The organism is Phocoenobacter atlanticus subsp. cyclopteri (assembly GCF_018343795.1).
Classification (GTDB): Bacteria; Pseudomonadota; Gammaproteobacteria; order Enterobacterales; family Pasteurellaceae; genus Phocoenobacter; species Phocoenobacter atlanticus.
In genome coordinates, this window is record NZ_CP074346.1 from 1,744,195 (window position 1) to 1,771,116 (window position 26,922).

Consider the following 26,922-nt stretch of genomic DNA (forward strand, 5'->3'; position numbering starts at 1 on the left):
ATTCAGAAATAAATTCCTTTCAAATAGTAGAACAAATCGACCCTAAATATGCCAAATCGCACAATTAAATGGCGTGCAAATGCTTTGCTATAAAGCGAAACTTTTATGCCCAAATGGTGTGGCAATGGAATTCGTTGCACCGATTTCATTTGAATAACAAACCACTAAAAATCACTGCTTTTATGTATGAAAAATGGCAATATGTAAAAAGTTCTATTAAAAAACAACATATTGGATGAAAAAAGCTGCAAGAAATGGGGATAAAAATGCTCAAAAATTCTGTAAAAAACACTAATTTCTTTTAATCAAAAACCTGTTGTAAAAAATTGCAACAGGTTTTTTGTTGTGAAAATTTGTAGGATGAATTGTATTCGCCCTATTTCATCAATATCCATAATTCAGCCAGTAATAAAGGTACACTAACCCAAATCGGTAAAGTTTCAAACTTCCAAAGTGTGCCGAGTAATGCCAACCCTACAATAATCCAACGTGTGCGTTTTTCACTGCTTTTAGCTTTTTTTTCTAGGCTTTGATTGATTGCTTGTAAATGTTTGTTAATCTGTTTTTGTTGCTGAAACGCATTAAACATTGCCTCAGGGAATTCCGCAAAATGTTCTCTAAATTGCGGTAAATGTTGCTGAATATCTTTAAACATTGCTTTAACACCGATTTGTTCGTTAAGCCAGTTTTGTAAAAATGGTTTGGCGGTTTTCCATAAATCTAATTCAGGGTAAATTTGTCTGCCTAAGCCTTCAATATAGAGCAAGGTTTTTTGGAGCAAGACCAACTGTGGTTGCACTTCCATATTAAATTCACGAGCGACTTTAAACAGGTTTAACAGCACGTGTCCAAAGGAGATTTCTGATAAAGGTTTGGCAAAAATCGGTTCGCACACTTCTCTAAATGCTTGTTCAAACGCGTCAATATCGGTATCGGCAGGTGTCCAACCTGATTCCACGTGCATTAAGGCGACACGGCGATAATCACGGTTGAAAAATGCCACAAAACTTTCTGCGAGATAGCGTTTATCGTGCTGATTAAGTTGTCCGACAATGCCACAATCAATGCCGATATATTGTGGATTTTCAGGGTGGTTTGGGTTCACAAAAATATTTCCAGGGTGCATATCAGCGTGGAAAAAACTGTCCCTAAACACCTGTGTGAAAAAGACTTGCACGCCACGCTCAGAGAGCAATTTCATATCCGTACCATTCGCTTTCAGTTCGTCAATATTCGCCACATGAATACCATAAATGCGTTCCATTACGATCACATTTTTATGGCAAAAATCAGGGTACATTTCTGGAATATACAGCTCTTCGCTTTCGTAAAAATTCGCTCTTAAACGAATCGCATTATCCATCTCACGACGTAAATTCAGCTCGTCCGCTAAGGTTTTTTCATACTCTTGCACCACTTCAACGGCACGTAGTCGCTTGCCCTCTGGGGATAATTTGGGGATTAAATGGGCAAGGCGATACATCAATTCAATATCAGATTTGATGATCGGTTCAATCTCAGGGCGAATGACTTTTAGCACCACCTCTTTACCTGCAAGGGTTTGATTTTGATTGAATTTTGCGGTGTGAACCTGAGCAATAGAGGCAGAGGCTAAGGCATTTTCATCAAAATCATCAAACCATTTTTCTAATTTATCCCCTAAGGCGGTTTCAATAATTTGACGTGCTAATTTACCGTCAAAGGCTTCCACATTATCTTGTAATAATGCAAGCTGATCCGCTAATTCAGGCTCAAACAGATCACGGCGAGTGGAGAGCATTTGCCCTAATTTTATCCAAACTGGTCCTAATTCTTGCAAAGCTAAACGCAATCTTTCCCCAAAAGGTTTATCCGTGTGTTGATTTTTAATCCAAAATAGCCCTTTACGAGCGATACCTAACGAATTCGTCAGACGATGATCAGGAATTGCCTCATCAATGCCGTAGCGTAAAAAGGTTTCAATAATTCGATAAAAACGACGTGAATTTTTAAATTGCATTTTCTGTTCTCAATTTGTCTAAAACTTGGCTTGGCTGAATGTTTTGCATTGAATCTGCCTGTAAATAATGCTGATTTTGACCGTAAGCCCCTATCAATTTGGGATCCGTTGCCCCATAAAGAATAATATTAGGCTTGTTTAATGCGGCGGTCAAATGGCTTAACCCCGTATCCACTGAAATCACACTTTGGCTATTTGCAATATGTTGAGCGAGTTCTGTTAAAGTGAGTTTTGGCAACACTTTTGCTAAGGGCGATACTGTGGCTAAACGTTCCGCTCGGGCTTGTTCCGTTACATTTCCCCAAGGTAAATGGACTTCAATTTGCTGAGTTGTGATTGCTTTAATAATTTCAATCCAATAGTTTTCATTCCAATGTTTATCTGCTCGTGTGGTGGAATGAATGGCGACTATATAAGAAGTACAATAAGGATCACAAGCGGTAACATTTTGTGAAGAATTTGCAAATTTTACTGAAAATCTGTCCGCTATACCATAATCGCCGATTTGTGTCGGTTCAGGATAACCTAAACTTTTTGCAAGTAGCTGACGTATCCGTTCAACAGCGTGTTGCTGATAAGAAATAGTAAATTTTTCATCATAAAACAGACTGCTTAATCCCTCTCTGGCACTTTGATTATCGTAGCCATATTTTGTGCCTTTGGCGAGATGTGTCACTAAATAAGTACTTTTAATCAGCCCTTGTGCGTCAATCACTGCATCGTATTGCGTGCTTTGTAATTGCTTTTTATAAGCCTGCCATTCCAGCCACGTTTGTCGCTGAAACAGATTTTTACGCCAATGACGAATTTTGATAGGGATAACCTGATTGACAGCACTGTGCCATTTGGGAATTTCTGCAAAAGCCTGCTCAATCACCCAATCCACCTGTAAATCAGGAATGGCATTTTGTGCGTCGGTTAAAGCGGGCAAGGTGTGGATCACATCGCCCATTGATGACGTTTTTACAAGACAGATTTTCATTCTGTTAATAATTTATTCAATTCATTCAATACCGTTTCAGGCTGAATATCAATCAAACTTTGATGATAACCTTGCTCGGCATCGCCTTTACGAACTTTGATCAAGCCGCCTTCAATTAAGCGAATAATTTTCACTTTTTCAGAAAGTGGTGGCGTGTATTGTGGGCTTGTTGGTCCATAAAGTGCCACAAGCGGTTTACCCAAAGCCGCCGCAATGTGCATTAAACCTGAGTCATTACTCACAACAGCACGACAGGTGGAAATCAGATCAACGGCTTGGTTTAAGTTAGTCTGTCCTGCAAGGTTAATACAGTAACGTTGCTGTTCTTCGGTCAGTGTAGTGCGGATTTCTTCGCCAACCGCATTGTCTTTGGCTGAACCAAAAATACTGATCGAGTAGCCTTTTTCAATCAAAAGTTGGGCTAATTTTGCATAATGATAATGTGGCCAACGTTTTGCAGGACCAAATTCCGCACCGGGGCAAAATCCGATGGTTTCTCTATTTTCTGCATAAGCAAATTGCTTTTCAAACTGTGTAATTGTTTTCTCAACTTGTTGTTTTTCAACGATTAAATAAGGATAATCAATCTTGATTTGTTCAGCGTTTGGAATTTTCCCGTTTTCATAGGCAAGGGCAACATAGCGTTGCACCATCATCGGATAATCATTTTTATTATTGCGTAAATCATTTAATAATCCATAACGAATCTCACCTTTCCAACCACGTCTAACAGGAATTTTGGCGAAAAAAGGTACAAAAGCCGATTTTAGGGAATTAGGCAACACTATCGCCATATCATATTGATTTTGCAAATTTTTTCCTAAATCATACCGCTTACGTAACTCAAATGCACCGTGTCCGAGTGGCATTGTGATGGCTTTGCGAATTTCAGGCATACGAGATAATAAAGGACGACACCAGTCGGGTGCCATTACGTCAATTTGACAATTTGGATAGTTTTTTTTGAGTTGTTGATAAAGGGAGTGGGACATCATCATATCGCCCACCCAAGAAGGTCCAATAATTAAAATATTCATTCTGTTCTCTTATAAAAAGAAAGAGTGAGTAAAAACTCACTCTTTTGATTTTAAATTATTTTTTATAAATATATGTGCCATTTGATTGACGGATAAAGCGTCCACCTTTCACATCCATCATAATAACTCTTCGTTTATCATTTAATTGAACGATAACTTTATCCCCAACATTTAAATGTTGGAATATTTTGCTTCCACCTTTTACTCTTGCCATTTCATTCACATCAGCAATACTTAAATGATTATCTCGGAAAAGTTGCATTAATGAAACCCCTCTTTTCATGATTAAGGTTTTTGTGGTGGATGTTGCTAATGCATCATTATTTTTAATTGTTACTTTAGGTTCTTGAGCCTCTACTATCGGCTCTAAGTTTGATTGAGGAAGAGTCTCAGGTTCAGAAATAACCTCAATATCTACTACCGTTGGTACTTTTTCCTCTGATGGCAGATTTACCTGTAATACTTTAGGTTCTACTATCTGACTTTTCTGTGCTTGTAATAACTGCTCTTCTTTCTGTCGCTTAGCCTCATTTTCATCAATAGGATGAAATTCAATAGGTAAATCATTACTTTGCTGAGTTTGTAACTCTTTCATTTTTTGAGGCTCATTTGGTTTTAATAACCAAAATACGACGCCTAATAACAGTATAATTAAAAAAACAATTGCCCAGCGGATATATTTTACTGACGAATTTCTTTTTTTCATATATAGATCTGATGTCGTAACTATTTTTTCAGAAGTAACACCACTGAAAGAAGGGGCTTGCTCAAATGTTTCTTCTGTTTGGGTGCTAGGTTGTTTTTTAACCTGATTAATCAATTCTTTTTGCATTTTTTTATCCATTTTTTTAATAGAAAGGCGAGTGCCTGAAAATTTTACCCCATTATAAGCAAATGATGGCTTAGGATAAGTAAGTAATAGTCTAGATTTGTTTTTTCCCGTATTTCTTTTATCTTGATTAGCACAAGAATAATTAGCTAACATATTTAATTTCCATTGCTAAATTACAAGCAGATACCTATAGTTTAAAGGATTTTTATTTAATCATCACGCTTTTTTATCTTATAAGTACAGACTTTTCTATTTTTATAAAAAATAACGGCAACATAAATTATTGTTTTTCGATCTAGATCGAGAAAATAGCTGCTTATCATTGAATAAAAAGAGAGGTTTCCATAATGTATAACTTCTATTTAACAAGCTCTGTAAGGGAGAAATTTATGAAAGTATTAAAAGTCTGTGGATTTGGATTATTATTAGGTTTATTGACCACAACGGTTACTGCCAAAGAAAACTCAAATACAAATCACCAACCAACAAAGAATAATCAACAACTTGCTGTAAAAAAAGTAACCACTGTAAAAACTAATTTAAATGCAGTAAATATTAACACAGCTACTGCGGCTGAATTAAAAGATAAATTATCTGGCATTGGGATAAAAAAAGCACAAGCTATTGTTGAATATCGTCAAAAAAATGGTAAATTCTTGACTGTGGAGCAAATTACGGAGGTTTCTGGTATTGGTAAAGCGACATTAGAAAAAAATCGGGAGCGAATTCTAGTCAATTAATCAAATTTTGAAGATTGAACGTAAAATCAGCCCTCACATTATTTTGTAATATAGGGCTGATTATTTGTTGCTACAAGAAAATAAAACGCAATAAAATTGCAAACTTTTCATTACATCTTACCGCTTATAATATTAAATTTTTGTGCAAAATCATTAACCCGCTGCCAATCGGTATATTCCACCTCTTTTGACGTATCTGTTTCTCCACCTGTTAACCTCATAATAAATTGAATAATCAGTCGGTCATACCAAGAGTATTTAGGATAAAGTAAACTACCCGCAAAGACGGCAACCCAATTTGGTTTCCATTGAATACTTTCTAATAGCTTACGAGTATAAGCATTTGTTTCAGGCTGATTTTTATTCTCTTTCCTAGCGGTAATATTTACACTAAAAAATGCAGATTTTTTTTGATTTAGTATCAAATGATGCTGTTGAATAAATTTTTTCAGCAAAGAATCAAAGCGACCATAACGAATGGAAGCACCAATAATGATATTGTCAAAACTGGCTAGCTCGTCCGATGTTATGGTATTTTCTCTTAATGAGCATAAACTCACTTCACCTTGAAGCACTTGTCTGATCTGTTCGGCAATTTTCTGTGTTTGACCATCTGTGGTCAAATATAAAATGATTGTTTTCACTATTCCACCTTGAAATCTTGTTTACGTAATCCTAATAGAACTAAACAACTAAAATAAACCGTTGCTGCCAATAATACTAACCAACTGAGCCAATGAATACGTTGCAATAACGTTAAACTATACCACTCTTGTAAATTTGGAGAAAAATAATTTACTACCCCCCCCATAACCAGTGCTGCAATCAATAATTTTAGGGTAAAAATGATAGTTTTCAATGATATTTTATATATGCCTCTTCGTGATAATCCTCGATATAGTAGACTAGCATTTACTGCGGCTGATAATGCAGAAGCCATAGCTAATCCGACATAACTAAATGGAATCGCAAGTAATCCAAAACAAATATTACTAACAGCTGCAATAATACCGATTTTTACGGGGGTTTTTGTATTTTGATTGGCATAAAAACCATTCGCTAAAATGCTGATCATCATATAGCTAATTAATCCAAAACACATTACTAACAAAGACTGTGAAGACGCAATCACATCAGAGAGTTGGAATTTACCTCGCATAAAAATCGTCATTAAAAGCGGCTTTGCTAATAATCCAATTCCAAACATTGCAGGAAGACCTAACAATAGCACCATTCTAACGCCCCAATCCATTGTTTGACTAAATTCTGCTTTTCTTTGTATTTCATCAATATCTTTCTTTTTCGCAATTATAGATAAATTAGGAAGAACCACAGTTGAAATTGCAATACCAAATAATCCTAAAGGAAATTCAATTAAGCGATCTGAATAATAGAGCCAACTAATTGAACCTGTCACTAAAAAAGAGGCGATGACTTGATTTAATAATAAATTCACTTGTGTTACCGATACACCAAATAACGCAGGGATCATTAAGTTTCTAACTTTTGTCACACCTTTGTCTCGCCATGCCCATTTAGGCTTAACCAGTAACTTTTCTTTTTTAAGGAAAGGAATTTGGAATAAAAATTGTAATAACCCTCCTAAAAAAACACCAAACGCAAGTGCAATATCCGTTGAAGGGAAATAATCTACAGCAAATAGTGCAACGCCAATAATAGCCACATTCAATAAAACTGGGGAAAAAGCCATTACACCAAATTTACCAATTGTATTTAATACTGCACCAGATAAGGCAACAAAAGTGATAAACCACAAATAAGGAAAAGTAATTTTAAGTAATAATGAGGCTTGAGTAAATTTTTGAGCATCTGCTCCATCATTTAACCAATCAATAAACCATCCTGTACCAAATAGTGCTGCAACAACAGGAGATGCGATCATCGCAACAAGAGTAACTATGGTTACTAACCCACCTAATGTCCCTGATACTTTTGCAATAAATTCTCGTGTTTTATCTAATTCACCATCTGCATTATATTCTGCTAATACAGGTACAAAAGCTTTAGAAAAAGCCCCTTCTGCAAATAAGCGACGTAAAAAATTAGGTATTCTATTGGCAAATAAAAACACATCCGCAGATACACCAGTACCCAAAATATTTGCCACAACAATATCCCTAACCAAACCTAATATTCGAGAAAGCAGTGTCATACTACTCACAATTATTCCCGATTTTATTAATTTTTTACTCAAAATAATGGTTCTCTTCATTTGTTTTTAAAAATTGATCGGAATTTTAACAGTTTATTATGGGAAAAACATAAAAAAACTGTTAGAATTGCTCCCTATCTTTTCCACGAGAGTTTTTTTGTGTGAAATGGTTCTATTTTCAAGCCCGTGTCTCATTGAAAATGACAGATTTAGTAGTAGCATGAAGTCTATTTGTGCTTTTTATTTTACATAGATATTTTTTAGGAGTTTGACCTTGGCTAATATCAAGTCGGCAAAAAAACGTGCGGTACAATCTGAAAAACACCGCCAACACAATGCAAGTTTACGTTCAATGATGCGTACTTACATTAAGAAAGTTTACGCAGCAGTTGAAGCTGGTGATAAAGCAGCATCTCAAGCAGCATTTTTAGAAATGCAAAAAATTGTGGATCGTATGGCGTCAAAACGCTTAATTCACAAAAATAAAGCAGCTAATCACAAAGCGAAACTAGCCGCTCAAATCAAAAAATTAGCATAATTGCAAATTTTTATAAGAAACCCACCGCTTGGTGGGTTTTTTATTTCTAAATCTAAAGAGGAAAAAACGATGAGTATATTAAAAGAGTTTAAACAGTTCGCAATTAAAGGCAATGTGGTTGATTTGGCTGTCGGTGTTGTTATTGGTAGTGCTTTTGGAAAGATTGTCGCTTCTTTTGTAAAAGACATTATTATGCCTCCACTCGGTGTTTTAATTGGAGGGGTAGATTTTAAAGATTTAGCGATAGTTTTAAAAGCTGCAACTGAAAAAACGGCGGCAGTTACAATGAATTATGGTATTTTTATTCAAACCATTTTTGATTTTTTAATTATTGCTGCAGCGATCTTTATGGTAGTTAAAGTAATCAATAAAATGAAAAAAGCAGAAATAGAAGAGGAAGAGAAAAAACCAAAAGCTCCAACTCAAGAAGAATTACTGACTGAAATTCGTGATTTATTGCAAAAATAATCTATTTTCTATTTTAATATTTTATTCTATACTGCAAGTATGTCTGAAATAATAAATCTTGAAGTACAAAGGCTTCTCGCTCAAACACAACCTTACTGGGATTTTCTACGTATTGAGCGACAAGCCAGCATACATACTGTTACCAATTATCAACGCCAACTTAAAGCAGTGGCAGAGTTGCTTGTGCAAGCACAAATCACTAAATGGCAAGATGTCCAACCTAGTACAGTGCGTTGGATTTTAACACAAAGTCATAAAGCAAATTTGGGAGCAAAAAGCATTAATCTTCGTCTTTCAGCACTGCGTCAGTTTTTTAACTATTTAATACGCAGTGAAAAAATGACGGTCAATCCTGCACAAGGTATTAAAGCACCTAAACAAGGACAACACCTTCCTAAAAATATAGATGCTGAACAACTTTCCCATTTACTGGATTTTACGCCTGAAAAAGCCACAGATTGGCGAGATCTTGCAATGATGGAGCTAACCTATAGTTCTGGACTTCGCTTAGCAGAATTACAAGGCATTAATTTAGGTGACATTGATTTTAAGACTAAAGAAGTGCGAGTATTAGGAAAAGGAAGTAAAGAGCGAATTTTACCTATTGGTTCAAAAGCGATAGCAGTATTACAGAAATGGTTAGAGGTACGCCTTCAATTTAAACCTACAGAAGAGGCATTATTTTTAAATACTCGAGGTACTAGAATTTCACAACGTGCAATTCAACTTATTATGAAAAAATGGGGACAAAAGCAGGGGTTAGAAACACACTTACATCCTCATAAACTCCGCCACTCTTTTGCTACACAGATGTTAGAAGGAAGTGGTGATTTAAGAGCAGTACAAGAACTTTTAGGACATTCAAGCCTTTCCACAACTCAAGTCTATACACACTTAGATTTTCAACATCTTGCTAATGTTTATGATGCCGCTCACCCAAGAGCTAAGCGTAAGAAGTAGTGGTAATATGTTTTCTACACAACATTGAGGTATAAAAGACATTTTGTCCTTTATACCTACCTAAATTTTATTTTTTATTTGATAAAAATGCTGAACGCAACAAAGCAATTCCCATTCCAATAAATAATCCCATAAAGGTTGATGCAAATAGAATAATTAATGATTTTTTCAAATTAAAACCAAATGAATTTGCGATATAAGGTTCTGCTACAGTACTATAAAGAGAGCTATTTTTATTCATAGATAACTTTTTATATTCATTTAATAATATCATAAAGATTTTCTGTGATTCATTCACTTTTTTTACCGTATTTTCGAAAATAGTTGGTATCATAGCAATGGTTTTTTGTTGATTTTCAGTATCACTTATGCTACTTATGCTACCAGCAATCATATCAATTTCTTTTTCCAATGAAAATAATTTTTCTGAAGCTGCAATTCTTTTATTAATAATTTCTTTCTTAAGCTCTGATGATGATAATTGTGAGCCTAAATGTAATAAATCATTTAGCATACTTTTATCCATATTTGCTTCAATAGATGGATTTTTCAATGGTTGCTGTACCGTATTACTACTCTCTATATTTGTACTCAATTTACTTAAAATAAAATCATAAGTTGCTATTTTTTTATTTATTTCGGCTCTATCTAATTCTTTTACTCTAAGTTGTGAAAAAATTTGCATCTCTAGTAATTTATTATACTTAACTAATTCTGGTGAAATGGAATAGGTATAAGATCGCATTACATTAATATCATTATCAATCACATCTTTTATTGTACGAGTAAGATCATTAAGGTTATAGTTATTTACAGAAATAGAATTACTTCCATCGAGCATTGATAGTTTTTCCAATGCAACCTCTACGCCTTTACTATAATTTAATAACTTATCATAATTATCAATAATTACCGCATTTTTATCATAAACAAATGCTTCTTGTGGATAAGAAATATTTGGGCTAACTAGCCCCTTAGTTACCGCATTTTTAGACCACTCTGTTGCCACCGCTTTAAGTAATTTTTTTGCATCATTTTCAGAAAGCTTGATCTGAGATAAGTCCAAACTTAAAGTTACATACGTTTTCGCATTATTTTTAAGTAAATCTAAGGATGCTTTTGTTTCTTCTACTTGGTCTTTCGTGATTTTTTTATTCGATAAATTATTTAATAAGGTATTTTCTGCAATTTTTATTAAAGAATTTGTTGCTTCAATTGATATAGCCTTAGATACTCCTCGAATATCAGCATCTATATTCGTATCTTCTAGTGCTAGTTTTATGTTCTCTGGCACAATGATATCTTCTGGAGAAAATTTTACGCCATTAGGATAACGACTATCACTAGAAGAAATAAACTCAATTGCAATAGGGTAATTCACTGTTTTTGGTGTGTAAAATGCTAACTTTGAAAATTGAAAAGCTAGCGCAAATAAAAAGAAAGCGAGGGTGAAAGCAATAATTAGCCCTCTTTGTCTAAAAAGGTTTTTAAACATAGCCAGTAAATCAATTTCATCATTGGCTATTACATTTGTATTCTCGCTGTTCATAATTTTTCCTTGATTATATTTAAATATTGACGACGCATTATAACAAATAGTTTTAATTTTGTTTATACATTTAGTGACTCTAACTGACGATGGCGAATTTTCACATTATGATTTTTACATTTAAACTCTTCAAATAATTTTTCTGCCACAAAAACAGAACGATGCTTACCGCCAGTACAACCAATAGCAATAGTAAGATAACTACGATTATTCTTTTTAAGATCAGGTAACCAAGTCAACAGATAATCGGTGGTTTGATGGATAAACTGATTTACAATTTGATGATCTGATAGAAAATTTTGAACGGGTTTTTCAAGACCAGTCATTGGGCGAAGATGAATATCCCAGTGTGGATTTGGAAGAAAACGCACATCGAAAACATAATCTGCATCTGTCGGAATACCATATTTAAAACCAAAAGATTCAAAAATAATATGCAATTCTTTTGTTTCATCACCTCTTAATAAATTTCTCAATTTATCCGCCAGTTGATGAGTGGAAAGATGTGTGGTATCTATTATGTCATTCGCATATTGATATAAAGGTTCAAGAATTTTATTTTCAAATTCAATTGCACCAGTTAGAGACAAATTTTGTGTAGAAAGGGGATGTAACCGACGAGAATCACTATAACGTTGAACCAAGACCTGAGAATCACAATCTAAAAAAATGAACCGAGTATCTAAATACGTCGGCAATTCCGCAAAAATTTGATCAGGTTTAGCAATATGATTAGGGAAATTACGAATATCTAAACTAATGACAATGGCTGTTTCAGTTTTAGATAAAATATTGACTAAATTTGGAATTAAAGAAAGTGGCATATTATCAACACAATAGTACCCCATATCTTCTAATACTCGCAAAGCAACAGATTTTCCTGAACCAGATCGTCCGCTCACTATAATTAATTCCATCTTTTACTCCTCACTACTCATACTCTTTATTTGATCTTGGTTTTCTGCATCCTGTAGAGCTGTACACATTTCTGAATCTGCTGTTTCAAGTATATTCCAAACATCTTCCTCTGATTCTGCTGTTCTCAGTGATTTTGCAAGTTGCTTATTATTTAATATAGTGACAATTTCCTGTAAATCTTTTTTATATTCATCATTTTCCTTATCAGGGAAAATCATTGCAAAAATAAGGTCAATTTCCTTATTTTCTATAGTTTCATAATCAATTGGATTTTCTAATTGTAAAAAAACAGCGATCGGCTCATCACTATTCCAATTTGGTAATTTGGTATGGGGAACTGCAATGCCATAATTAATGCACGTTGAACCTAATTTTTCACGCTTACATAGACAAGAAAAACAGTCTATTGCAGAAACATCATAATTTTCTGAAAAATGCTGTATTAAATAATCTGTTACTACAGAGCCTACTATTTCTAATGCTCTTTTTTTACTTGAAATATGAACGCCTACACGAATCAATTCAGGTTTAAGGTATTTTGTTAATTTCATTATTTATACTTATATGTATACGACTTAATAAATCAATTTATAATCTAAATTGATCACCCAAATATATTTGTTTCACATCTTTATTTTCTAAAATTTGTTGTGGAGAACCTGTTGCAATCACTTCTCCACTACCGACAATATAAGCTCTCTCACAAACATCTAAGGTTTCTCTTACATTATGATCTGTAATTAATACTCCAAGCCCTCGGTCTTTTAAGCTCACAATAATTTTTTTTATATCAATTACAGAAATTGGATCAACGCCAGCAAAAGGTTCATCTAATAAAATAAATTTAGGGCTTGCGGCTAATGCCCGAGCAATTTCAACTCGACGACGCTCTCCACCAGATAATGATTGACCTAAATTATGGCGAATATGTTCAATATTAAATTCGGTAATTAATTCATTCGCTCGTGCTTTACGTTGTTCATTATTTAAATCTTTACGAACTTGTAATACCGCCATTAAATTATCATAAACACTCAAACGACGAAAAATAGAGGCTTCTTGAGGAAGATAACCAATCCCTTTTGTTGCTCGATTATGCATTGGTAACAAACTGATTTCTTCATCATCAATTTTAATTTTTCCTCCATCGTGACGAACTAAACCAACAATCATATAAAATGTTGTGGTTTTTCCCGCACCATTTGGACCTAGTAACCCAACAATTTCACCCGAATTTACATTTAAACTCACATCTTTAACAACGTTACGGGCTTTATAACTTTTTGCTAAATTTTCAACATAGAGTGTTGACATTATTTTCCTTACTTAAATTATTTATCTTTTAACTGGAGAGGAATAAGTACTGTTTTAACTCGATTTCCTTTCCCTTGTCGAACAGCTCTTAATTGCTGTTTTTTTACATCATAGGTAATTTTCTCTGCTTTTACTGAGCTATCTAATTGCTTTAATTGTGCATTATCAATTAAAGTCAAAAACTCTGTACCTAAGTCATAATGGACTCTATTAGCTTGTCCATCCACAGACTTACCAGAATCTAACATTTGATAAAATTTAACTGGAGTGCCACTCGCTTTAATCACTTCTTTTTTACCTTCTTGACGAAAAATCGTGACCTTATCAGCAGCAATTTTAATGGAACCTTGCGTAATTAATACATTGCCATTTAATGTAATGGTATTGGTTTCCATATCAAATTCTTGACTACTTGATTCAATATCAATAGGCTTATTTGAATCATTCTCCAAAGAGTAAGCTGATAAATTTACACCTAAAAATAATGTAAAAATAAAAGAACGTATTATAAATTTCATTTGTATCCTTAATTTCTTTCGTTAACTTTTGTTGGTTCAATATGTGTTTTAACATCCTTTTGGAATTTAGCTGATTGTTTTTTCAAATTACCTTGCAATCCTGTTCCTGTTGAATTGAAACCAATTCCTCTAGCACTTACTACACTGTCAGAAAAAATATCATGATTTTTTAAATTCACAAAAAGTATTTCTGCTTCAATTTGCTGTAATTTAGATAATGGATTAAGATTTTGTATCTTTACATTACCTCTTAACTGCAATATTTTATTTTTTGTAATTTCAGCCTCATCTGAGGTCAATTTCCATTCTTTTAATGCTTTTACGGTATCAAATAAGTTAAGTAACGGATTAACTAACTCCACTCTTCCCGTTGTTTCATAATGTTTAATTTCATCTGCTTGAGCAAAATATTGAGGTTTACCTTCCACATCGTAAACCTCTGTAGTAATTTTATCTCCTACATACTCAGGTTGTCCATCTCGCTTTATTAAGCGTTCTAGGTCTTGTCCTTCTTGTTGTAAGCTAAAATACCACCCTGCTAGCACACTAACGACAATAACAAGCACAATATTTAAACGTAAATTCATATTATTAAGCTATCCATATAAAAAATAGACTGTAATCATATCACAATTCCAACATTAACAATGTTGACAATAATAAGAAAAATATTTTTATTTTAGCTTTAATTTTTGTCCAACTAAAATAATATTATTTTTTATATGATTTAATTTACTTAATTTTTGAGGTGTCGTGCCATATCGTTTAGCTATAGAATAAAGCGTCTCATCTTTTTTTACTATATAAATTGTTGGTGATGTATGATATTTCTTTTTATTGGCTTTGCTATATTTCTTTTTTTTATTTATTCTTTTTTTCTTTTCAGTAATCACCAAGTTAGCATAATTCTGTTTACTATAAATAACTAGTCCATCATATATCGCATTGGCAATTTTCTTCTGATAATTCTTTTTTGATAAATTTTTCTCTTCATTGACATTAGATAGAAAACCTGTTTCTACTAAAATAGAAGGAATATCCGGTGAACGCAACACCGCTAAACTAGCATGTTGTGGTGTACGTTTAACTAAAGGCACAACTCGGTTTAATTCCTTTAATACACTTTTACCTAGATCATAGCCTGCTCGCTGTACGTGTGAGAATTGCAGATCCAATACCGTTGTATCCAAATAACGTTCTCTATTTGAGGATAATACAGAGCCAATTCCACCAAGGAGTTCAGACTGTTTCTCGTGATCTTCTAACCATTTTCCCATTTCGTTATTGGCTCGACGGTTAGAAAGCACCCAAACAGAAGAGCCTCGCACACTATTTGAGACAGGAGAAACATCTGCGTGAATAGACACCAAAAGGTTTGCTTTATGTTTACGAGCGACTTCGGAACGCTTATTGACTCCAATATAATAATCAGAACGACGAGTGAGAACACCTTTAAAATTAGGATCTTTATCTAATAACAATTTCAATTGCTTTGAAATCGCCAATGTAATGTCTTTTTCTTTTATTTTGAATACTTTTCCTACTGCTCCAGGATCTCTCCCTCCGTGGCCCGCATCAATAGCAATAACAATTTGCTTTTTTGCCTCTGCAATACTTGATACACTGAAAATAAAACCCATTAACCCAATGAAAAAATAATTTGTCCACTTATTCATTCTTTTATCCATATATCCCCATTAATGTCGGTAATACCTTCACCATTTCTGATTTTTTAGGTAATAATTTAATCATTCTTCCTTCACCGTTATAATCAATCTGAATTTCTAAATCAGCCTCTGCAATCATACCTTTACCTTTTTCTGCCCACTCTAACAAGCATAATGAATGAGTTTGAAAATAATCTCTTATTCCCATAAACTCTAATTCTTCAGGATCACTTAGACGATATAAATCAAAATGATAAATCGAATAAGGTGGTAAATGGTACTCTTCAACTAAAGTATAAGTGGGACTTTTTACATTCCCATTATACCCAAAAGCTTGCACAATACTTCTTGTTAGTGTCGTTTTTCCTGCTCCAAGTTCCCCATTTAAATAAACAACCAGTGAACTATCACTATTTTTTGCAAAAATTTGTTTAAATGTGACCGCTAATTTCTGACCAAATTTTAGCATTTCAGTTTCATTTTCAAATGAGAAAGTTAAATTTTGCATTTTTAATCACTTATAACTGTATAAAATGAGTACGATAAAATTTTAATTCTTCGATCGATTCACGAATATCATCTAAAGCTAAATGGGTATTTTTTTTCTCAAACTGATTTAAAATATCAGGTTTCCAACGACTGGCTAATTCTTTTAAGGTACTTACATCTAAATGACGATAGTGAAAATACTCTGCAAGCTCTGGCATATAACGATATAAAAAACGTTTATCTTGTGCCACGCTATTGCCACAAATTGGGGATACCCCTTTTTGTACCCACTGTTTTAAAAATGAAATGGTTTGTAATTCCGCTGCACGTTCCGTTAATTTACTTTGCTTAACTCGTTCTACTAAGCCGTTTGACGTATGGGTTTTGACACACCAATCGCTCATTTTACTTAACAACTCATCACTTTGATGAATGGCAAGAACAGGACCTTCCGCTAAAATATTGAGATCTTTATCCGTCACTATCGTCGCAATTTCAATAATACGTTCCTTTTGAGGATCAAGCCCCGTCATTTCAAGATCAATCCAAATTAAATTTTGCTGACTTAAATTATGATTATTCTGTGACATAAATTATTCTGAAACCTCTGATTTTAATCGTTTAATAAGCTCTTCATTTGCAGGAGGAAACTGCTCAGAATCTAATTCAGACTGTTCAATCCAAAATCCTTCTTGTCCTTCCCGTCCAAATGGTTCACCAACCCAATCTTCAACTAAATAAAAGAAAAACTCAATAATTTTAGTTGGATATTCAAAAGAAAAATGTTCATAAGGAAAAGCACTTAAAATATGAATGCCCACTTCCTCTTCAATTTCTCTTACCACTGCTTCTTCTGGTGTTTCGCCGTCATTCACTTTTCCTCCAGGAAATTCTAAAGATTGGGCAAAATCTTGCCCTTCTAAACGTTGGGCTAAATAAATTTGCCCAAATTCATTACGAATAATCGCAGCGGCCACTTGAACGAGTGGTTTTAATGCAGTTTCAAGTTTGGGGTTAGGCTTATCACTCATCATATTTTCCTCAGTTATAAGACAAGCGGTATGATTTTTGTAAAAATTTGCAAATTTTGTTTAAAATCTTACCGCTTACTTTATTAAACAACACTACCGTGACAATGTTTATACTTCTTACCAGATCCACAAGGACATTGTGCATTACGTGAAATTTTTTGTTTTGAGAAATCCTGTTCTTCTTCATCGCTAGTATGATAACCAGCGGTTTCTTTTTCTGCAATAGCTCGACGCTGACGTTCCGCTTCTTCCACTTCTTCTTGGCTACGTACTTGAATACGACTTAAAATGCTGATGGTGTTAAATTTCAAAGTTTCTAACATCGTGGTAAACATTTCAAAAGATTCTTTTTTGTACTCTTGTTTTGGATCTTTTTGTGCGTAGCCACGTAAGTGGATACTTTTACGCAGGTAATCCATTGCAGATAAATGCTCTTTCCAAAGTTCATCAAGATTTTGCAACATAACACCTTGCTCAAAATGACGCATTGATTCTTCGCCAACAAGGTGTTCTTTTTGTTGGTAAATTTCTTTTGCTGTTGTAACAATACGTTCACGTAAGGTTTCTTCGTGTAATTGATTGTCTTCTTCAAGCCATTGTGCAATAGGTAAATCTAATGAAAAATCCTGTAATAAGCGTGTTTCTAATGCTGGAATATCCCACATTTCTTCAATAGATTGTGGTGGAATATATTGACTGATCACATTATTAAACACATCTTCACGGATATTTTCAATCATATCGGAAATATCATTCGCTTCTAACAATTCATTACGTTGTTCGTAAATGATTTTACGCTGATCGTTTGCGACATCATCATATTGTAATAAATATTTACGTCCATCAAAGTTATGTGCTTCTACTTTTGCTTGTGCTGACGCAATTACTTTAGTAAGAAGTTTAGACTCCATCGCTTCACCTTCTTCACTGAACGCTTTACGCATCATATTTAGTTTTCCTTCATTTAGATAAATACGCATTAAGGCATCATCTAATGAAAGGTAAAAACGTGATGAACCAGGATCACCCTGACGACCTGAACGACCACGTAACTGGTTATCAATACGACGAGATTCGTGACGTTCTGTACCAATAATATGCAAACCACCTGCCGCAATGACGATATCGTGTTGTTTTTGCCATTCAGCTTTGATTTCGTCAATTTGTTCTTGAGTTGGATTTTCAAGTTTCTCAATTTCAGCTTTCCAATTTCCCCCTAAAACAATATCGGTTCCTCGACCAGCCATATTAGTTGCAATGGTCACAGAACCTGGATAACCCGCATTTTCAATAATATGAGCTTCTTGTTCGTGGAATTTTGCATTTAAGACCTTATGTTCAATGCCTGATTTTGTTAATGCGTTGGACAGTTCTTCTGATTTTTCAATAGACACAGTCCCTACTAAGACAGGTTGATTACGTGCGATACAATCTTTAATGTCTTCAATAACGGCTCCAAATTTTTCGGTTTCTGTTTTAAACATTAAATCAGTACGATCATCACGGATCATTGGTTGGTTTGTTGGAACAACAACGGTATTTAAACCATAAATATGTTGAAATTCAAAAGCTTCAGTATCTGCCGTTCCTGTCATTCCTGCTAATTTTTCATATAAACGGAAATAATTTTGGTAAGTAATTGATGCCACGGTTTGATTTTCTGCCTGAATTTCGACTTTCTCTTTGGCTTCGATTGCTTGATGTAAACCATCAGACCAACGACGTCCTGCCATTGTACGCCCTGTGTGTTCATCAATAATCACTACTTCGCCATCTTTGATAATGTAATCAACATTCTTTTCAAACAATTTATGAGCACGCAATGCTGCATAAGTATGGTGTAATAAACCGATACGAGCAGGCGAATAAAGTGTTTCATTCTCGTGCATTAAGCCCATTTTGGTCAGTAATTCTTCCACTTTAACCTGACCACGTTCCGTTAAATGCGCCTGTTTATTTTTAAGATCTAAGGTGAAATCGCCTTCGCCAATATATTCTTCGGTATCTTCTTTTTCTTGGAAGATTAAGTGTGGCACGATTTGATCCACCGCTTGATAAATGTGTGTCGCATCGTCCGCTTGCCCTGAAATAATCAATGGAGTACGGGCTTCATCAATTAAGATAGAATCCACTTCATCCACTAACGCGTAATAGAGATTTTTCTGAAAACGATCTTCTTTTGCATTCGCTAAATTATCACGTAGATAGTCAAAACCTAATTCGCTGTTTGTTGCGTAAGTAATATCCGCATCATAAGCCGCTTGCTTTTCCGCTGGCGATAAACCCGGAACATTAACTGCCACGCTCATTCCTAAAAATTCAAATAATGGACGGTTGGTTTCCGCATCACGACGTGCTAAATAGTCATTCACTGTGACCACGTGAACACCTTTGCCCGTTAAGGCATTTAAGTAACAAGGTAAGGTTGCGGTTAAGGTTTTCCCTTCCCCTGTTCGCATTTCTGCGATATTGCGTTCCGTTAACACCATTCCACCGATAAGCTGCACATCAAAAGGACGTAACCCCAGCGTACGCTTACTTGCTTCACGAACAGTTGCAAAGGCTTCGTGTAATAGACTATCTAAAGTTGCACCGTCAGTAAGACGTTGCTTAAATTCAGCCGTTTTTGCTTGAAGTTGCTCATCCGTTAATTGTTCAAATTCTGCTTCCAATTTATTGATTTGGTACACTCGTTTTCTTAAACGGCGTAAAATACGATCATTACTACTTCCAAAAATGGCAGTGGCTAATTTTGTAATCATTATGTTTTCCTCTAAAATAAAAAATAGCGTTTTATATAACGCAAAATAAAAATAGTTTATTGTTTTTTAAAGGAATATTGGACCCGCACGAATAGGATTTGCTTCAATCTCAATAAATTGATATTTTTTTGCAAAAAATGCAATTAAAGTGACCGCTTGTAAACGTTGAATAAATTTATTTCTTGATTGACTAAAATGTTGTAAATTTTTAGTTAAAACTGACCGCTTATTTGAGGCAAATTGATAAAATGGTATAACTTGTTGGATACTAATGGACTTAGTTTGATTATCACTCGAAACTGTTTGAATAGAGGGCAATACACAAATCGCCACAATTCCCAAAAGTAAATGTGATAAGCGAGTAGATTTATAAATATGTTTAAAAAGTCCCATTATGAATTTAGTTATAACTATGTCTCTTTTATGATAAAGTACTATTATACGGTAATTTACTTCAATATGGAAAAATATTAGGACAAAGTTGGAAAATTCAAGCAGAGGATATAATATTAGATGAAAAATTCAACAACTAAAAATATTAGTGAATTATTAAAACAAACAAAACTTAGCTATATTGTTGAGCGAGCAAATCTATTAAATAATCTAAATTATAAAATTCAACAACGTTTACCCCAAAGTTATAGAGAGTTTTATCGCATTGCAAATTTAGAGGATAATCAACTTGTATTTGAAGTTCAAAGTGCTACTATAAAAAGCGGATTGCAATTGCAACAAAAAGAATTATTGAACTTAATAAAAATTGACTTTCCTAATGTAACGGATTTATCATTTCGCATAAACCCAAATTTAAAAAATTCCTAATTTTATAAACAAAAGGATCAATTATGATGAAAAAACTGACAATTCTTGGTAGTGTTGTATTACTTAGTGCTTGTTCAATGACCAATAATGTAACAGGAACTTATTCTGGTATTTTACCTTGTGCTGACTGTGACAAAATTGATGCAAAATTGGTATTGAATAAAGATCATTCTTACGTGTATGAAACAACCTACTTTAAAAATAAAAAAACTTATGATTATATTGAGCAAGGTAAATTTTCTTGGGATAAAGAAAAGAGTGATATTCTTGTATTAGATGATAATGCAGGTAATCTTAAATTTAAAGCAAATACCAATTACGTAGAAATGTGTGATAAAGACGGAAATGTTGCAACAACAAGTAATTTAAACTACAAATTACTACGTGTAGCCACGAAGCAAAAAATAAAATAAGCATTTAAATAGAATGGCGGTGAGAGAGGGATTCGAACCCTCGATGCACTTTCGCACATACACGCTTTCCAGGCGTGCTCCTTCAACCACTCGGACATCTCACCAGTCTGAGTGGCAAAATTTTATAGAGTTTCAGTGACTTTAGCAAGTTTTTTATTACAATGAATAGAAATTTATGACACGTTTAACAGCTCGTAAAGGTTATCACCATCAATTTTCTTGGACTTTTCTTCACCCTAAATATTGGGGAGTGTGGATAGGTGTGTTTGGATTAATCCTTCTCGCCTTTATTCCTTTTCGTTTAAGAGATAAATTTGCGTCTTTCGTTGGGAAAGTAGCGTGTAAAAAAGCACAAAAACAACGACATAAAGCAGAAATCAATTTACGTTATTGCTTTCCAGATTGGTCATTAGAAAAACAAAGAGTAGTCATTGAAAATATGTTTATCTGTGTGGCTCAAACAATGCTTGCCACAGGTGAAATGGCAATTCGCTCCCCTAAACATCTACAATCTCGAACACAATTTAATGGTATAGAGCATATCGAAGCGGTACGATCTCAAGGAAAAAATGTCATTTTACTTGTACCTCATACTTGGTCAATTGATGTTTCTGGTACGGTTCTTACCACGATGAAAATGCCAATGACCTCAATGTATAACCCACATCGTAATCCATTGGTAGATTGGTTATGGAATATAACTAGAGAGCGTTTTGGTGGCAAAATGCACACCCGCCAAAATGGAATAAAACCTTTTTTAAACGATGTCAAAAAAGGCAAACTGGGTTATTTTTTACCTGATGAAGATTTTGGTGAAAAAGGCAGTGTCTATGTTGATTTCTTTGCCACAGAAAAAGCCACTCTACCCGGCTTAACAAAAATGGCAAAGCTGACCAATGCTGAAGTTATTCCTTTGTTTCCTATTTATAATGCAGAAGAGGGATACTACCAAGTTGAAATATTATCACCAATGACATTCTCAGGAGAACCAGAACAAGCCGCTCGTGAAATGAATAAAGTGATTGAATATTTTGTGACTAAAAATCCTGAACAATATGTATGGATCTTAAAATTACTTAAGACTCGCCGTGATGGAAAAGATATTTATTGTTAAAAAATAATAAAATGCAAATTCTTATAAGAAAGTGACCGCTTGTATAAAAAATAATATGACTTAAAACAAATTTAGTGTTTTTAGGCAAATTATTTTTTATCATTTATTATATGATGATAATGATTACTTTTTCTCGCAGGAGTTTATATGCAACCTATTCAATCCTCTGCCCTTAAAGCTATTCTTCATTCAAAACGAGCCAATATTTATTACTTGGAATACTGCCGAGTAATGCAAAAAGATGGACGAATTCTTTATCTTACAGAAAGCGATAAAGAAAACCTTTATTACAATATTCCTATCGCTAATACAACTTGCTTACTGTTAGGAACAGGGACTTCGATTACACAAGCTGCAATGCGAATGTTAGCCCAAGCAGGTGTTTTAGTTGGTTTCTCAGGTGGTGGCGGAACGCCGTTATTGATGGCAAGTGAAATTGAATGGCTAACGCCTCAAAGTGAATATCGCCCAACGGAGTATGTTCAAGGTTGGTTATCTTGGTGGTTTGATGATAACAAGCGGTTAGATGTTGCCAAAAATTTGCAAATTGCTCGTCTTGATTTCCTCGATGCGACTTGGTCAAAAGATAAAGATTTACGTCTATATGGATTTGACAGTAATAACGATCATATTAAAAACCTTATTTCCACCTATAAAGAAAAAATCCCCCAACAAACAAGCATAATGAATTTATTACAGCTTGAAGCTCGTTTAACAAAAGAACTGTATAAACTAGCGAGTAAAAATACCCATTATAACGGGTTTAGTCGTGATCACGATGGCTTGGATAAAACCAATATATTTTTAAATCACGGTAATTATCTTGCCTATGGATTAGGGGCAACCACTGCTTGGGTGCTTGGTATTCCTCACGGTTTTGCAGTAATGCACGGCAAAACAAGACGAGGGGCTTTGGTATTTGATATTGCGGATATAGTAAAAGACGCATTAATTCTTCCAAAAGCCTTTATCTGTGCCAGTGAAAATGCCACAGAGCAAGATTTTCGTCAGGAGTGTTTAAATACTTTTACACAACACAAAGCCCTTGATGTGATGTTTAATACTATAAAAATATTAGCATTAAAAACGGATTGGGAGGAATAATGCTAGTCACTTTTATTTCTCAATGTGAAAAGAAAGCCCTCTCTCGCACTCGCCGTATTTTAGATGCGTTCGCTAATCGTATTGGCGATAATGTTTGGCAAACGGCGATTACAGAAGAGGGACTACTCGCCGTCAAGCAATTACTACGTCAAACAGCCAGTAAATCAACAGCGGTGAGTTGCCACCGAGTGCGAACTCGCCAACGTACTGAATTAATTTGGATTGTGGGAAATAAGAGAAAGTTTAATCATTTGGGGATTGTGGCGGTGAACAGAACCAAAAGAAATATTTTACACAATGAGTGGGAAAACGATTGGAAATATGCAAGTAGTATTCAAATTATTGCGACTATTGCTGCGTTATTGCACGATATTGGAAAAACAACGCTTGGCTTTCAAGATAAATTAGAAAAGGGAAGCCTACAAAGTGATCCTTATCGGCACGAGTGGATTTCACTAAAATTATTTGAAGTAATGGTAGAGGGTTGTGAAACAGATGAACAGTGGTTATCCCGTTTTACTGAGATAGATAAGTGGTTATCTAAAAATAAAAGTACTCTTAATAAAAGGTTACAACAGTGTCATAGAGATACCACTCAATTAGGACAAATTCCCCCTCTTGCACAATGGGTGGCTTGGTTGATTATTTCTCATCATAGATTTCCACCTTATAATAAGAAAATTCACTTATCATCGAAAGATAGAGAAGAATTCAGAAGTGAAGACAAGAAAATCAACCTCACCGTGAGTTTGGAAAGATATTATCAAAAATATTTAAGTGCTTTTGAAGGGTGGGTGAAAACTGAAGAAGAAAAACCGAGAAAAGACAAAACTAAAAAAGAAGAACCTAAAAAGATATCCATCAAACAGCAAAATTCTTTTTGGAAATTTAAAGAACAAGTAATGTGTAGCCCTGTTTGGCAAAAAGCCATTAAACGTTGGTCTAATAAGGCGTTAAAAGCCCTTACTTTAATGCAATTAAGCCAACAGGCTATTGATAATAAAAAAGCGATTGATGATACTTTTTTATTATATTTATCACGCTTATGTTTAATGGTGGCGGATCATAATTACTCTAGTCTAGGTGAAAAAGATAAAGATCGTCGTTTTAGTGGCGATGAAAACTTTAAGATGTTAGTCGCAAATACCCAAAGAATATGGGTAGAAGATGAACCAATTTCAAAGCCTAATCAAACTCTTGATGAGCATCTGATTGGAGTTGCGGCATTAACGGCAGGATTTGCAAGAAAATTACCCATTATTGCAACCGCTTTACCAACATTAAAAGAGCAACAATCTTTATCAAAATTCACTGATATCTCAAGATTTAAGTGGCAAAATAAGGCTTATCAGCTCGCTCAACGTGTTCAAAAAGAGAGTGAAGAACGCGGCTTCTTTGGTGTGAATATGGCATCGACAGGCTGTGGCAAAACTATTGCTAATGCTCGCATTATGTACGGCTTAGCGGATCCTAAAAAAGGTGCTCGTTTTACCATAGCTTTAGGATTGCGTGTTTTAACCTTACAAACAGGACAAAGTTTTCGTAAGGATCTAGATTTATCCGCAGAAAAATTAGCTATTTTAGTAGGAGGACAAGCGAGTAAAGATCTATTTGAATTAAATCAACAAAATAATTCTCAAGACAAAAAAGAAGATGAAAAAGATGGATTGTTAGGGAGTGAATCAAGTGAGGATTTACTTAGTGAATGGGTCGATAGTCAAATTGATTACCAAGACTATGCTGAACTGAATTTAGGTACAGTTATCGAAAATAAAAAGTGCGAGACTTGTTGTTTTCACCAGTCGTCACTTGTACGGTAGATCATATTATTCAAGCGAGTGAATGCAAGCGTGGTGGTCGCTATATAGCACCAATGTTAAGGCTACTTAGTAGTGATTTGATTTTAGATGAACCTGATGATTTTGACCAAAATGATTTGCCTGCTCTGTCTCGTTTAGTTCATTTGGCTGGGCTATTTGGCTCACGAGTTTTATTATCTTCTGCAACATTAACGCCTGATCTATTAATGGGATTATTTCAAGCCTATCAAGCAGGACGAGAGTTATTTAATCACAGTCAAAATAAGGGTAAGCCCAATATTGTTTGTGCTTGGTTTGATGAGCAAAAAAACACAATGAAAACAGTACAGTGTTCTAATATCAATGTTTTTACAAAAGAAAACCAGCAATTTATTGAAAAACGTAAAGATTTTCTCTCAAAACAAAAGGTTAGGCGTAAAGCTGATATTTTGCCGTTAGATTTAAGCTATAATCAAGAAAGACCTGCTCGTTTTTATGCGAACTTAGGACAGCAAATACTAAATGGTGCGATCCATTTACATAATAATTATCATCAAGTTGATCCTCAAACAGACAAAAAAGTAAGTATTGGTTTGGTTAGAATTGCCAATATTAATAATATTATTCCCATTGCAATACAATTATTTGCAAAAGCAGAAGTACCTGAGGATGTGCATATCCATTTGAGTTGTTACCACTCAAAACAACTATTGGTATTACGCAACGCATTAGAAACGAAATTAGATCGTATTTTACATCGTGATAAAGAAAATCCATCAGCTCTATTTGAACATTTAGAAATCAGAAATGCACTAAAACAAAGTCAAGCAAAACACCATATTTTTATTATTTTAGCGACCCCTGTTGCTGAAGTAGGACGTGATCACGATTATGATTGGGCAATTGTCGAACCCTCTTCTATGCGTTCGATTATCCAACTTGCAGGACGTATTTGGCGACATCGTCCTGATAAAGTGGCTGAAAAAACAAATATGTTGATTTTACAATATAATATTCGTTATTTTAAAAATCCGAACTCGACTATTTTCACTTATCCTGGATTTGAAACAAAACAGTTTAAACCTACAAGCTATAATTTACAGGAATTATTAACAACAGAACAATTAGCACAAATTGATGCAAAACCTCGTATTATTAAATCGACTAATGATGATATTAAAACCTTAAGTGATTTAGAGCATCAAGTTATGCAAAACTTACTTAATAATAATTCACTAAATTATGTTAATGCCTATTGGAACAAACAGACAACAGCCAATCGAGCACATATACATTTACAGCTAATTAGCCCGTTTAGAGCAGGTAAATTTGAAGAGGATTTTTTAATTATTCCAAATAATGAAAGTGAAGAGGGATATGAGGTTTATTTTGCAGAATCTGTGTATAAAAATGGTTTATCTAACGCAACATTGCAAGATAACATAATATCGCCATTAGAGGCAGATTTCTCTCACCCTCAAATCAGCCCTTGGTTAGCAACAGGATTAGTTAAAGCACTAGAAGAGATACAAAACTCTTATCCTGATAAGAGTTTACGTTATTTAGCTACTCGTTTTTCTAGTGTTTCATTAGATGATAGAAAAGAGTGGCGGTTTAGTGAGTTTTTGGGGGTTGTTGGGTATTAATATGAAAAATATGAATTTTTCATATTACAAGAATATTCCCAACAGAA

The 26,922-nt window shown here is 34.3% G+C and carries 28 protein-coding genes and 1 tRNA gene; 10 read left to right on the forward strand and 19 right to left on the reverse strand.

The window, feature by feature from the left end; genetic code table 11:
- Positions 1 to 376: 376 nt before the first annotated feature.
- Genes ubiB through KGI96_RS08415 form a run of 4 tightly spaced genes read right to left on the reverse strand, consistent with a single transcriptional unit; the run spans position 377 to position 5,003 of the window.
- Entirely contained in the window at positions 377 to 1,999 is a 1,623-nt protein-coding gene (gene ubiB / locus KGI96_RS08400; RefSeq protein WP_211597252.1) for a ubiquinone biosynthesis regulatory protein kinase UbiB, read from the reverse strand.
- Positions 1,989 to 2,981 carry a lipopolysaccharide heptosyltransferase RfaC gene (gene rfaC / locus KGI96_RS08405; protein ID WP_213156432.1) on the reverse strand — a complete coding sequence of 331 codons (993 nt, stop codon included), beginning with the start codon at positions 2,979 to 2,981 and terminating at the stop codon, positions 1,989 to 1,991. The genes ubiB and rfaC overlap by 11 nt, the downstream gene beginning before the upstream one ends.
- Complete coding sequence (gene waaF / locus KGI96_RS08410; protein ID WP_211597250.1) at positions 2,978 to 4,018, reverse strand: lipopolysaccharide heptosyltransferase II; 1,041 nt, start codon at positions 4,016 to 4,018, stop codon at positions 2,978 to 2,980. The genes rfaC and waaF overlap by 4 nt, the downstream gene beginning before the upstream one ends.
- Before the next feature lie 55 nt (positions 4,019 to 4,073).
- On the reverse strand, positions 4,074 to 5,003 hold the full coding sequence (locus KGI96_RS08415) for a LysM-like peptidoglycan-binding domain-containing protein (protein WP_211597249.1): 930 nt from the start codon (positions 5,001 to 5,003) through the stop codon (positions 4,074 to 4,076).
- A gap of 236 nt (positions 5,004 to 5,239) precedes the next feature.
- Here KGI96_RS08415 and KGI96_RS08420 point away from each other — a divergent pair, with 236 nt between their 5' ends.
- Positions 5,240 to 5,590, forward strand: coding sequence for a ComEA family DNA-binding protein (locus tag KGI96_RS08420; RefSeq protein WP_211597248.1), 351 nt, complete (start codon positions 5,240 to 5,242; stop codon positions 5,588 to 5,590).
- A 110-nt stretch (positions 5,591 to 5,700) separates the two neighbouring features.
- Here the strand turns inward: KGI96_RS08420 and hemG are convergent, their stop codons facing one another.
- Both hemG and murJ read right to left on the reverse strand, forming a co-directional pair.
- Complete coding sequence (gene hemG / locus KGI96_RS08425) at positions 5,701 to 6,234, reverse strand: menaquinone-dependent protoporphyrinogen IX dehydrogenase (protein WP_211597247.1); 534 nt, start codon at positions 6,232 to 6,234, stop codon at positions 5,701 to 5,703.
- Positions 6,234 to 7,805 carry a murein biosynthesis integral membrane protein MurJ gene (gene murJ, locus KGI96_RS08430; protein WP_211597246.1) on the reverse strand — a complete coding sequence of 524 codons (1,572 nt, stop codon included), beginning with the start codon at positions 7,803 to 7,805 and terminating at the stop codon, positions 6,234 to 6,236. Before murJ ends, hemG begins: the two co-directional genes overlap by 1 nt.
- 232 nt (positions 7,806 to 8,037) lie before the next feature.
- On the opposite strand from murJ, the gene rpsT reads away from it, so the two are divergent.
- The 3 genes from rpsT (at position 8,038) to xerC (ending at position 9,729) form a co-directional block, all read left to right on the forward strand.
- Positions 8,038 to 8,301, forward strand: coding sequence for a 30S ribosomal protein S20 (gene rpsT / locus KGI96_RS08435; RefSeq protein WP_090919987.1), 264 nt, complete (start codon positions 8,038 to 8,040; stop codon positions 8,299 to 8,301).
- 69 nt (positions 8,302 to 8,370) lie between these two features.
- Complete coding sequence (gene mscL / locus KGI96_RS08440) at positions 8,371 to 8,769, forward strand: large-conductance mechanosensitive channel protein MscL (RefSeq protein WP_211597245.1); 399 nt, start codon at positions 8,371 to 8,373, stop codon at positions 8,767 to 8,769.
- Between the two features lie 39 nt (positions 8,770 to 8,808).
- Complete coding sequence (gene xerC, locus KGI96_RS08445; protein WP_211597244.1) at positions 8,809 to 9,729, forward strand: tyrosine recombinase XerC; 921 nt, start codon at positions 8,809 to 8,811, stop codon at positions 9,727 to 9,729.
- Positions 9,730 to 9,796: 67 nt separating this feature from the next.
- On the opposite strand, the gene KGI96_RS08450 is transcribed toward xerC, so the two are convergent.
- The 12 genes from KGI96_RS08450 to secM form a co-directional block, all read right to left on the reverse strand.
- Complete coding sequence (locus KGI96_RS08450; RefSeq protein WP_211597243.1) at positions 9,797 to 11,278, reverse strand: Wzz/FepE/Etk N-terminal domain-containing protein; 1,482 nt, start codon at positions 11,276 to 11,278, stop codon at positions 9,797 to 9,799.
- Positions 11,279 to 11,340: 62 nt separating this feature from the next.
- Positions 11,341 to 12,195, reverse strand: coding sequence for an RNase adapter RapZ (gene rapZ, locus KGI96_RS08455; RefSeq protein ID WP_211597242.1), 855 nt, complete (start codon positions 12,193 to 12,195; stop codon positions 11,341 to 11,343).
- Between the two features lie 3 nt (positions 12,196 to 12,198).
- Positions 12,199 to 12,747, reverse strand: a complete 549-nt coding sequence (locus KGI96_RS08460) for a PTS sugar transporter subunit IIA (RefSeq protein WP_211597241.1) — start codon at positions 12,745 to 12,747, stop codon at positions 12,199 to 12,201.
- Between the two features lie 37 nt (positions 12,748 to 12,784).
- Positions 12,785 to 13,510, reverse strand: a complete 726-nt coding sequence (lptB, locus tag KGI96_RS08465) for an LPS export ABC transporter ATP-binding protein (RefSeq protein WP_211597240.1) — start codon at positions 13,508 to 13,510, stop codon at positions 12,785 to 12,787.
- 17 nt (positions 13,511 to 13,527) lie between these two features.
- Complete coding sequence (lptA, locus tag KGI96_RS08470; protein ID WP_211597239.1) at positions 13,528 to 14,028, reverse strand: lipopolysaccharide transport periplasmic protein LptA; 501 nt, start codon at positions 14,026 to 14,028, stop codon at positions 13,528 to 13,530.
- An 8-nt stretch (positions 14,029 to 14,036) separates the two neighbouring features.
- Positions 14,037 to 14,615: an LPS export ABC transporter periplasmic protein LptC gene (gene lptC / locus KGI96_RS08475; RefSeq protein ID WP_211597238.1), complete on the reverse strand. Its 579-nt coding sequence runs from the start codon at positions 14,613 to 14,615 to the stop codon at positions 14,037 to 14,039.
- 87 nt (positions 14,616 to 14,702) lie between these two features.
- Entirely contained in the window at positions 14,703 to 15,704 is a 1,002-nt protein-coding gene (locus tag KGI96_RS08480; protein ID WP_211597237.1) for an N-acetylmuramoyl-L-alanine amidase, read from the reverse strand.
- Between the two features lie 4 nt (positions 15,705 to 15,708).
- The gene (tsaE, locus tag KGI96_RS08485) at positions 15,709 to 16,203 is read right to left on the reverse strand and encodes a tRNA (adenosine(37)-N6)-threonylcarbamoyltransferase complex ATPase subunit type 1 TsaE (protein ID WP_211597236.1); all 495 of its coding nucleotides are present in this window, start codon (positions 16,201 to 16,203) and stop codon (positions 15,709 to 15,711) included.
- A 10-nt stretch (positions 16,204 to 16,213) separates the two neighbouring features.
- Positions 16,214 to 16,774: an oligoribonuclease gene (gene orn, locus KGI96_RS08490; protein ID WP_211597235.1), complete on the reverse strand. Its 561-nt coding sequence runs from the start codon at positions 16,772 to 16,774 to the stop codon at positions 16,214 to 16,216.
- Positions 16,775 to 16,777: 3 nt separating this feature from the next.
- Positions 16,778 to 17,218 (reverse strand): 8-oxo-dGTP diphosphatase MutT, encoded by a 441-nt coding sequence (gene mutT, locus KGI96_RS08495; protein WP_211597234.1) that lies wholly within the window; start codon positions 17,216 to 17,218, stop codon positions 16,778 to 16,780.
- Positions 17,219 to 17,298: 80 nt separating this feature from the next.
- Positions 17,299 to 19,977, reverse strand: coding sequence for a preprotein translocase subunit SecA (secA, locus tag KGI96_RS08500; protein ID WP_211597233.1), 2,679 nt, complete (start codon positions 19,975 to 19,977; stop codon positions 17,299 to 17,301).
- 66 nt (positions 19,978 to 20,043) lie between these two features.
- Positions 20,044 to 20,370: a secA translation cis-regulator SecM gene (secM, locus tag KGI96_RS08505; RefSeq protein ID WP_211597232.1), complete on the reverse strand. Its 327-nt coding sequence runs from the start codon at positions 20,368 to 20,370 to the stop codon at positions 20,044 to 20,046.
- A 120-nt stretch (positions 20,371 to 20,490) separates the two neighbouring features.
- Between secM and KGI96_RS08510 the strand changes: the two genes are divergently transcribed.
- Both KGI96_RS08510 and KGI96_RS08515 read left to right on the forward strand, forming a co-directional pair.
- Complete coding sequence (locus KGI96_RS08510; protein WP_211597231.1) at positions 20,491 to 20,799, forward strand: DciA family protein; 309 nt, start codon at positions 20,491 to 20,493, stop codon at positions 20,797 to 20,799.
- A gap of 23 nt (positions 20,800 to 20,822) precedes the next feature.
- Complete coding sequence (locus KGI96_RS08515) at positions 20,823 to 21,212, forward strand: copper resistance protein NlpE (protein ID WP_229577152.1); 390 nt, start codon at positions 20,823 to 20,825, stop codon at positions 21,210 to 21,212.
- A 14-nt stretch (positions 21,213 to 21,226) separates the two neighbouring features.
- On the opposite strand, the gene KGI96_RS08520 is transcribed toward KGI96_RS08515, so the two are convergent.
- Positions 21,227 to 21,316, reverse strand: a tRNA-Ser gene (locus KGI96_RS08520).
- A gap of 71 nt (positions 21,317 to 21,387) precedes the next feature.
- On the opposite strand from KGI96_RS08520, the gene lpxM reads away from it, so the two are divergent.
- The 4 genes from lpxM to cas3f all read left to right on the forward strand — a co-directional run bounded on the left by lpxM (position 21,388) and on the right by cas3f (position 26,875).
- Positions 21,388 to 22,326 (forward strand): lauroyl-Kdo(2)-lipid IV(A) myristoyltransferase, encoded by a 939-nt coding sequence (gene lpxM, locus KGI96_RS08525; protein WP_211597230.1) that lies wholly within the window; start codon positions 21,388 to 21,390, stop codon positions 22,324 to 22,326.
- Between the two features lie 147 nt (positions 22,327 to 22,473).
- Entirely contained in the window at positions 22,474 to 23,430 is a 957-nt protein-coding gene (gene cas1f, locus KGI96_RS08530; RefSeq protein ID WP_211597229.1) for a type I-F CRISPR-associated endonuclease Cas1f, read from the forward strand.
- The gene (locus KGI96_RS08535) at positions 23,430 to 25,250 is read left to right on the forward strand and encodes an HD domain-containing protein (RefSeq protein WP_213156433.1); all 1,821 of its coding nucleotides are present in this window, start codon (positions 23,430 to 23,432) and stop codon (positions 25,248 to 25,250) included. The genes cas1f and KGI96_RS08535 overlap by 1 nt, the downstream gene beginning before the upstream one ends.
- Positions 25,208 to 26,875, forward strand: coding sequence for a type I-F CRISPR-associated helicase Cas3f (gene cas3f, locus KGI96_RS08540; protein WP_213156435.1), 1,668 nt, complete (start codon positions 25,208 to 25,210; stop codon positions 26,873 to 26,875). The genes KGI96_RS08535 and cas3f overlap by 43 nt, the downstream gene beginning before the upstream one ends.
- Positions 26,876 to 26,922 lie beyond the last annotated feature (47 nt).

Excerpts from the sequence above, each read along its gene's own strand:
- lpxM (WP_211597230.1), top strand. The coding sequence starts at position 21,388 with ATGACACGTTTAACAGCTCGTAAAGGTTATCACCATCAATTTTCTTGG.
- rapZ (WP_211597242.1), bottom strand. The coding sequence starts at position 12,195 with ATGGAATTAATTATAGTGAGCGGACGATCTGGTTCAGGAAAATCTGTT.
- rfaC (WP_213156432.1), bottom strand. The coding sequence starts at position 2,981 with ATGAAAATCTGTCTTGTAAAAACGTCATCAATGGGCGATGTGATCCAC.
- KGI96_RS08460 (WP_211597241.1), bottom strand. The coding sequence starts at position 12,747 with ATGAAATTAACAAAATACCTTAAACCTGAATTGATTCGTGTAGGCGTT.
- tsaE (WP_211597236.1), bottom strand. The coding sequence starts at position 16,203 with ATGCAAAATTTAACTTTCTCATTTGAAAATGAAACTGAAATGCTAAAA.
- secM (WP_211597232.1), bottom strand. The coding sequence starts at position 20,370 with ATGGGACTTTTTAAACATATTTATAAATCTACTCGCTTATCACATTTA.
- lptC (WP_211597238.1), bottom strand. The coding sequence starts at position 14,615 with ATGAATTTACGTTTAAATATTGTGCTTGTTATTGTCGTTAGTGTGCTA.
- KGI96_RS08480 (WP_211597237.1), bottom strand. The coding sequence starts at position 15,704 with ATGAATAAGTGGACAAATTATTTTTTCATTGGGTTAATGGGTTTTATT.
- mutT (WP_211597234.1), bottom strand. The coding sequence starts at position 17,218 with ATGATGAGTGATAAGCCTAACCCCAAACTTGAAACTGCATTAAAACCA.
- mscL (WP_211597245.1), top strand. The coding sequence starts at position 8,371 with ATGAGTATATTAAAAGAGTTTAAACAGTTCGCAATTAAAGGCAATGTG.
- secA (WP_211597233.1), bottom strand. The coding sequence starts at position 19,977 with ATGATTACAAAATTAGCCACTGCCATTTTTGGAAGTAGTAATGATCGT.
- xerC (WP_211597244.1), top strand. The coding sequence starts at position 8,809 with ATGTCTGAAATAATAAATCTTGAAGTACAAAGGCTTCTCGCTCAAACA.
- lptB (WP_211597240.1), bottom strand. The coding sequence starts at position 13,510 with ATGTCAACACTCTATGTTGAAAATTTAGCAAAAAGTTATAAAGCCCGT.
- KGI96_RS08420 (WP_211597248.1), top strand. The coding sequence starts at position 5,240 with ATGAAAGTATTAAAAGTCTGTGGATTTGGATTATTATTAGGTTTATTG.
- KGI96_RS08515 (WP_229577152.1), top strand. The coding sequence starts at position 20,823 with ATGATGAAAAAACTGACAATTCTTGGTAGTGTTGTATTACTTAGTGCT.
- orn (WP_211597235.1), bottom strand. The coding sequence starts at position 16,774 with ATGTCACAGAATAATCATAATTTAAGTCAGCAAAATTTAATTTGGATT.
- KGI96_RS08450 (WP_211597243.1), bottom strand. The coding sequence starts at position 11,278 with ATGAACAGCGAGAATACAAATGTAATAGCCAATGATGAAATTGATTTA.
- KGI96_RS08535 (WP_213156433.1), top strand. The coding sequence starts at position 23,430 with ATGCTAGTCACTTTTATTTCTCAATGTGAAAAGAAAGCCCTCTCTCGC.
- ubiB (WP_211597252.1), bottom strand. The coding sequence starts at position 1,999 with ATGCAATTTAAAAATTCACGTCGTTTTTATCGAATTATTGAAACCTTT.
- waaF (WP_211597250.1), bottom strand. The coding sequence starts at position 4,018 with ATGAATATTTTAATTATTGGACCTTCTTGGGTGGGCGATATGATGATG.
- KGI96_RS08415 (WP_211597249.1), bottom strand. The coding sequence starts at position 5,003 with ATGTTAGCTAATTATTCTTGTGCTAATCAAGATAAAAGAAATACGGGA.
- lptA (WP_211597239.1), bottom strand. The coding sequence starts at position 14,028 with ATGAAATTTATAATACGTTCTTTTATTTTTACATTATTTTTAGGTGTA.
- cas1f (WP_211597229.1), top strand. The coding sequence starts at position 22,474 with ATGCAACCTATTCAATCCTCTGCCCTTAAAGCTATTCTTCATTCAAAA.
- KGI96_RS08510 (WP_211597231.1), top strand. The coding sequence starts at position 20,491 with ATGAAAAATTCAACAACTAAAAATATTAGTGAATTATTAAAACAAACA.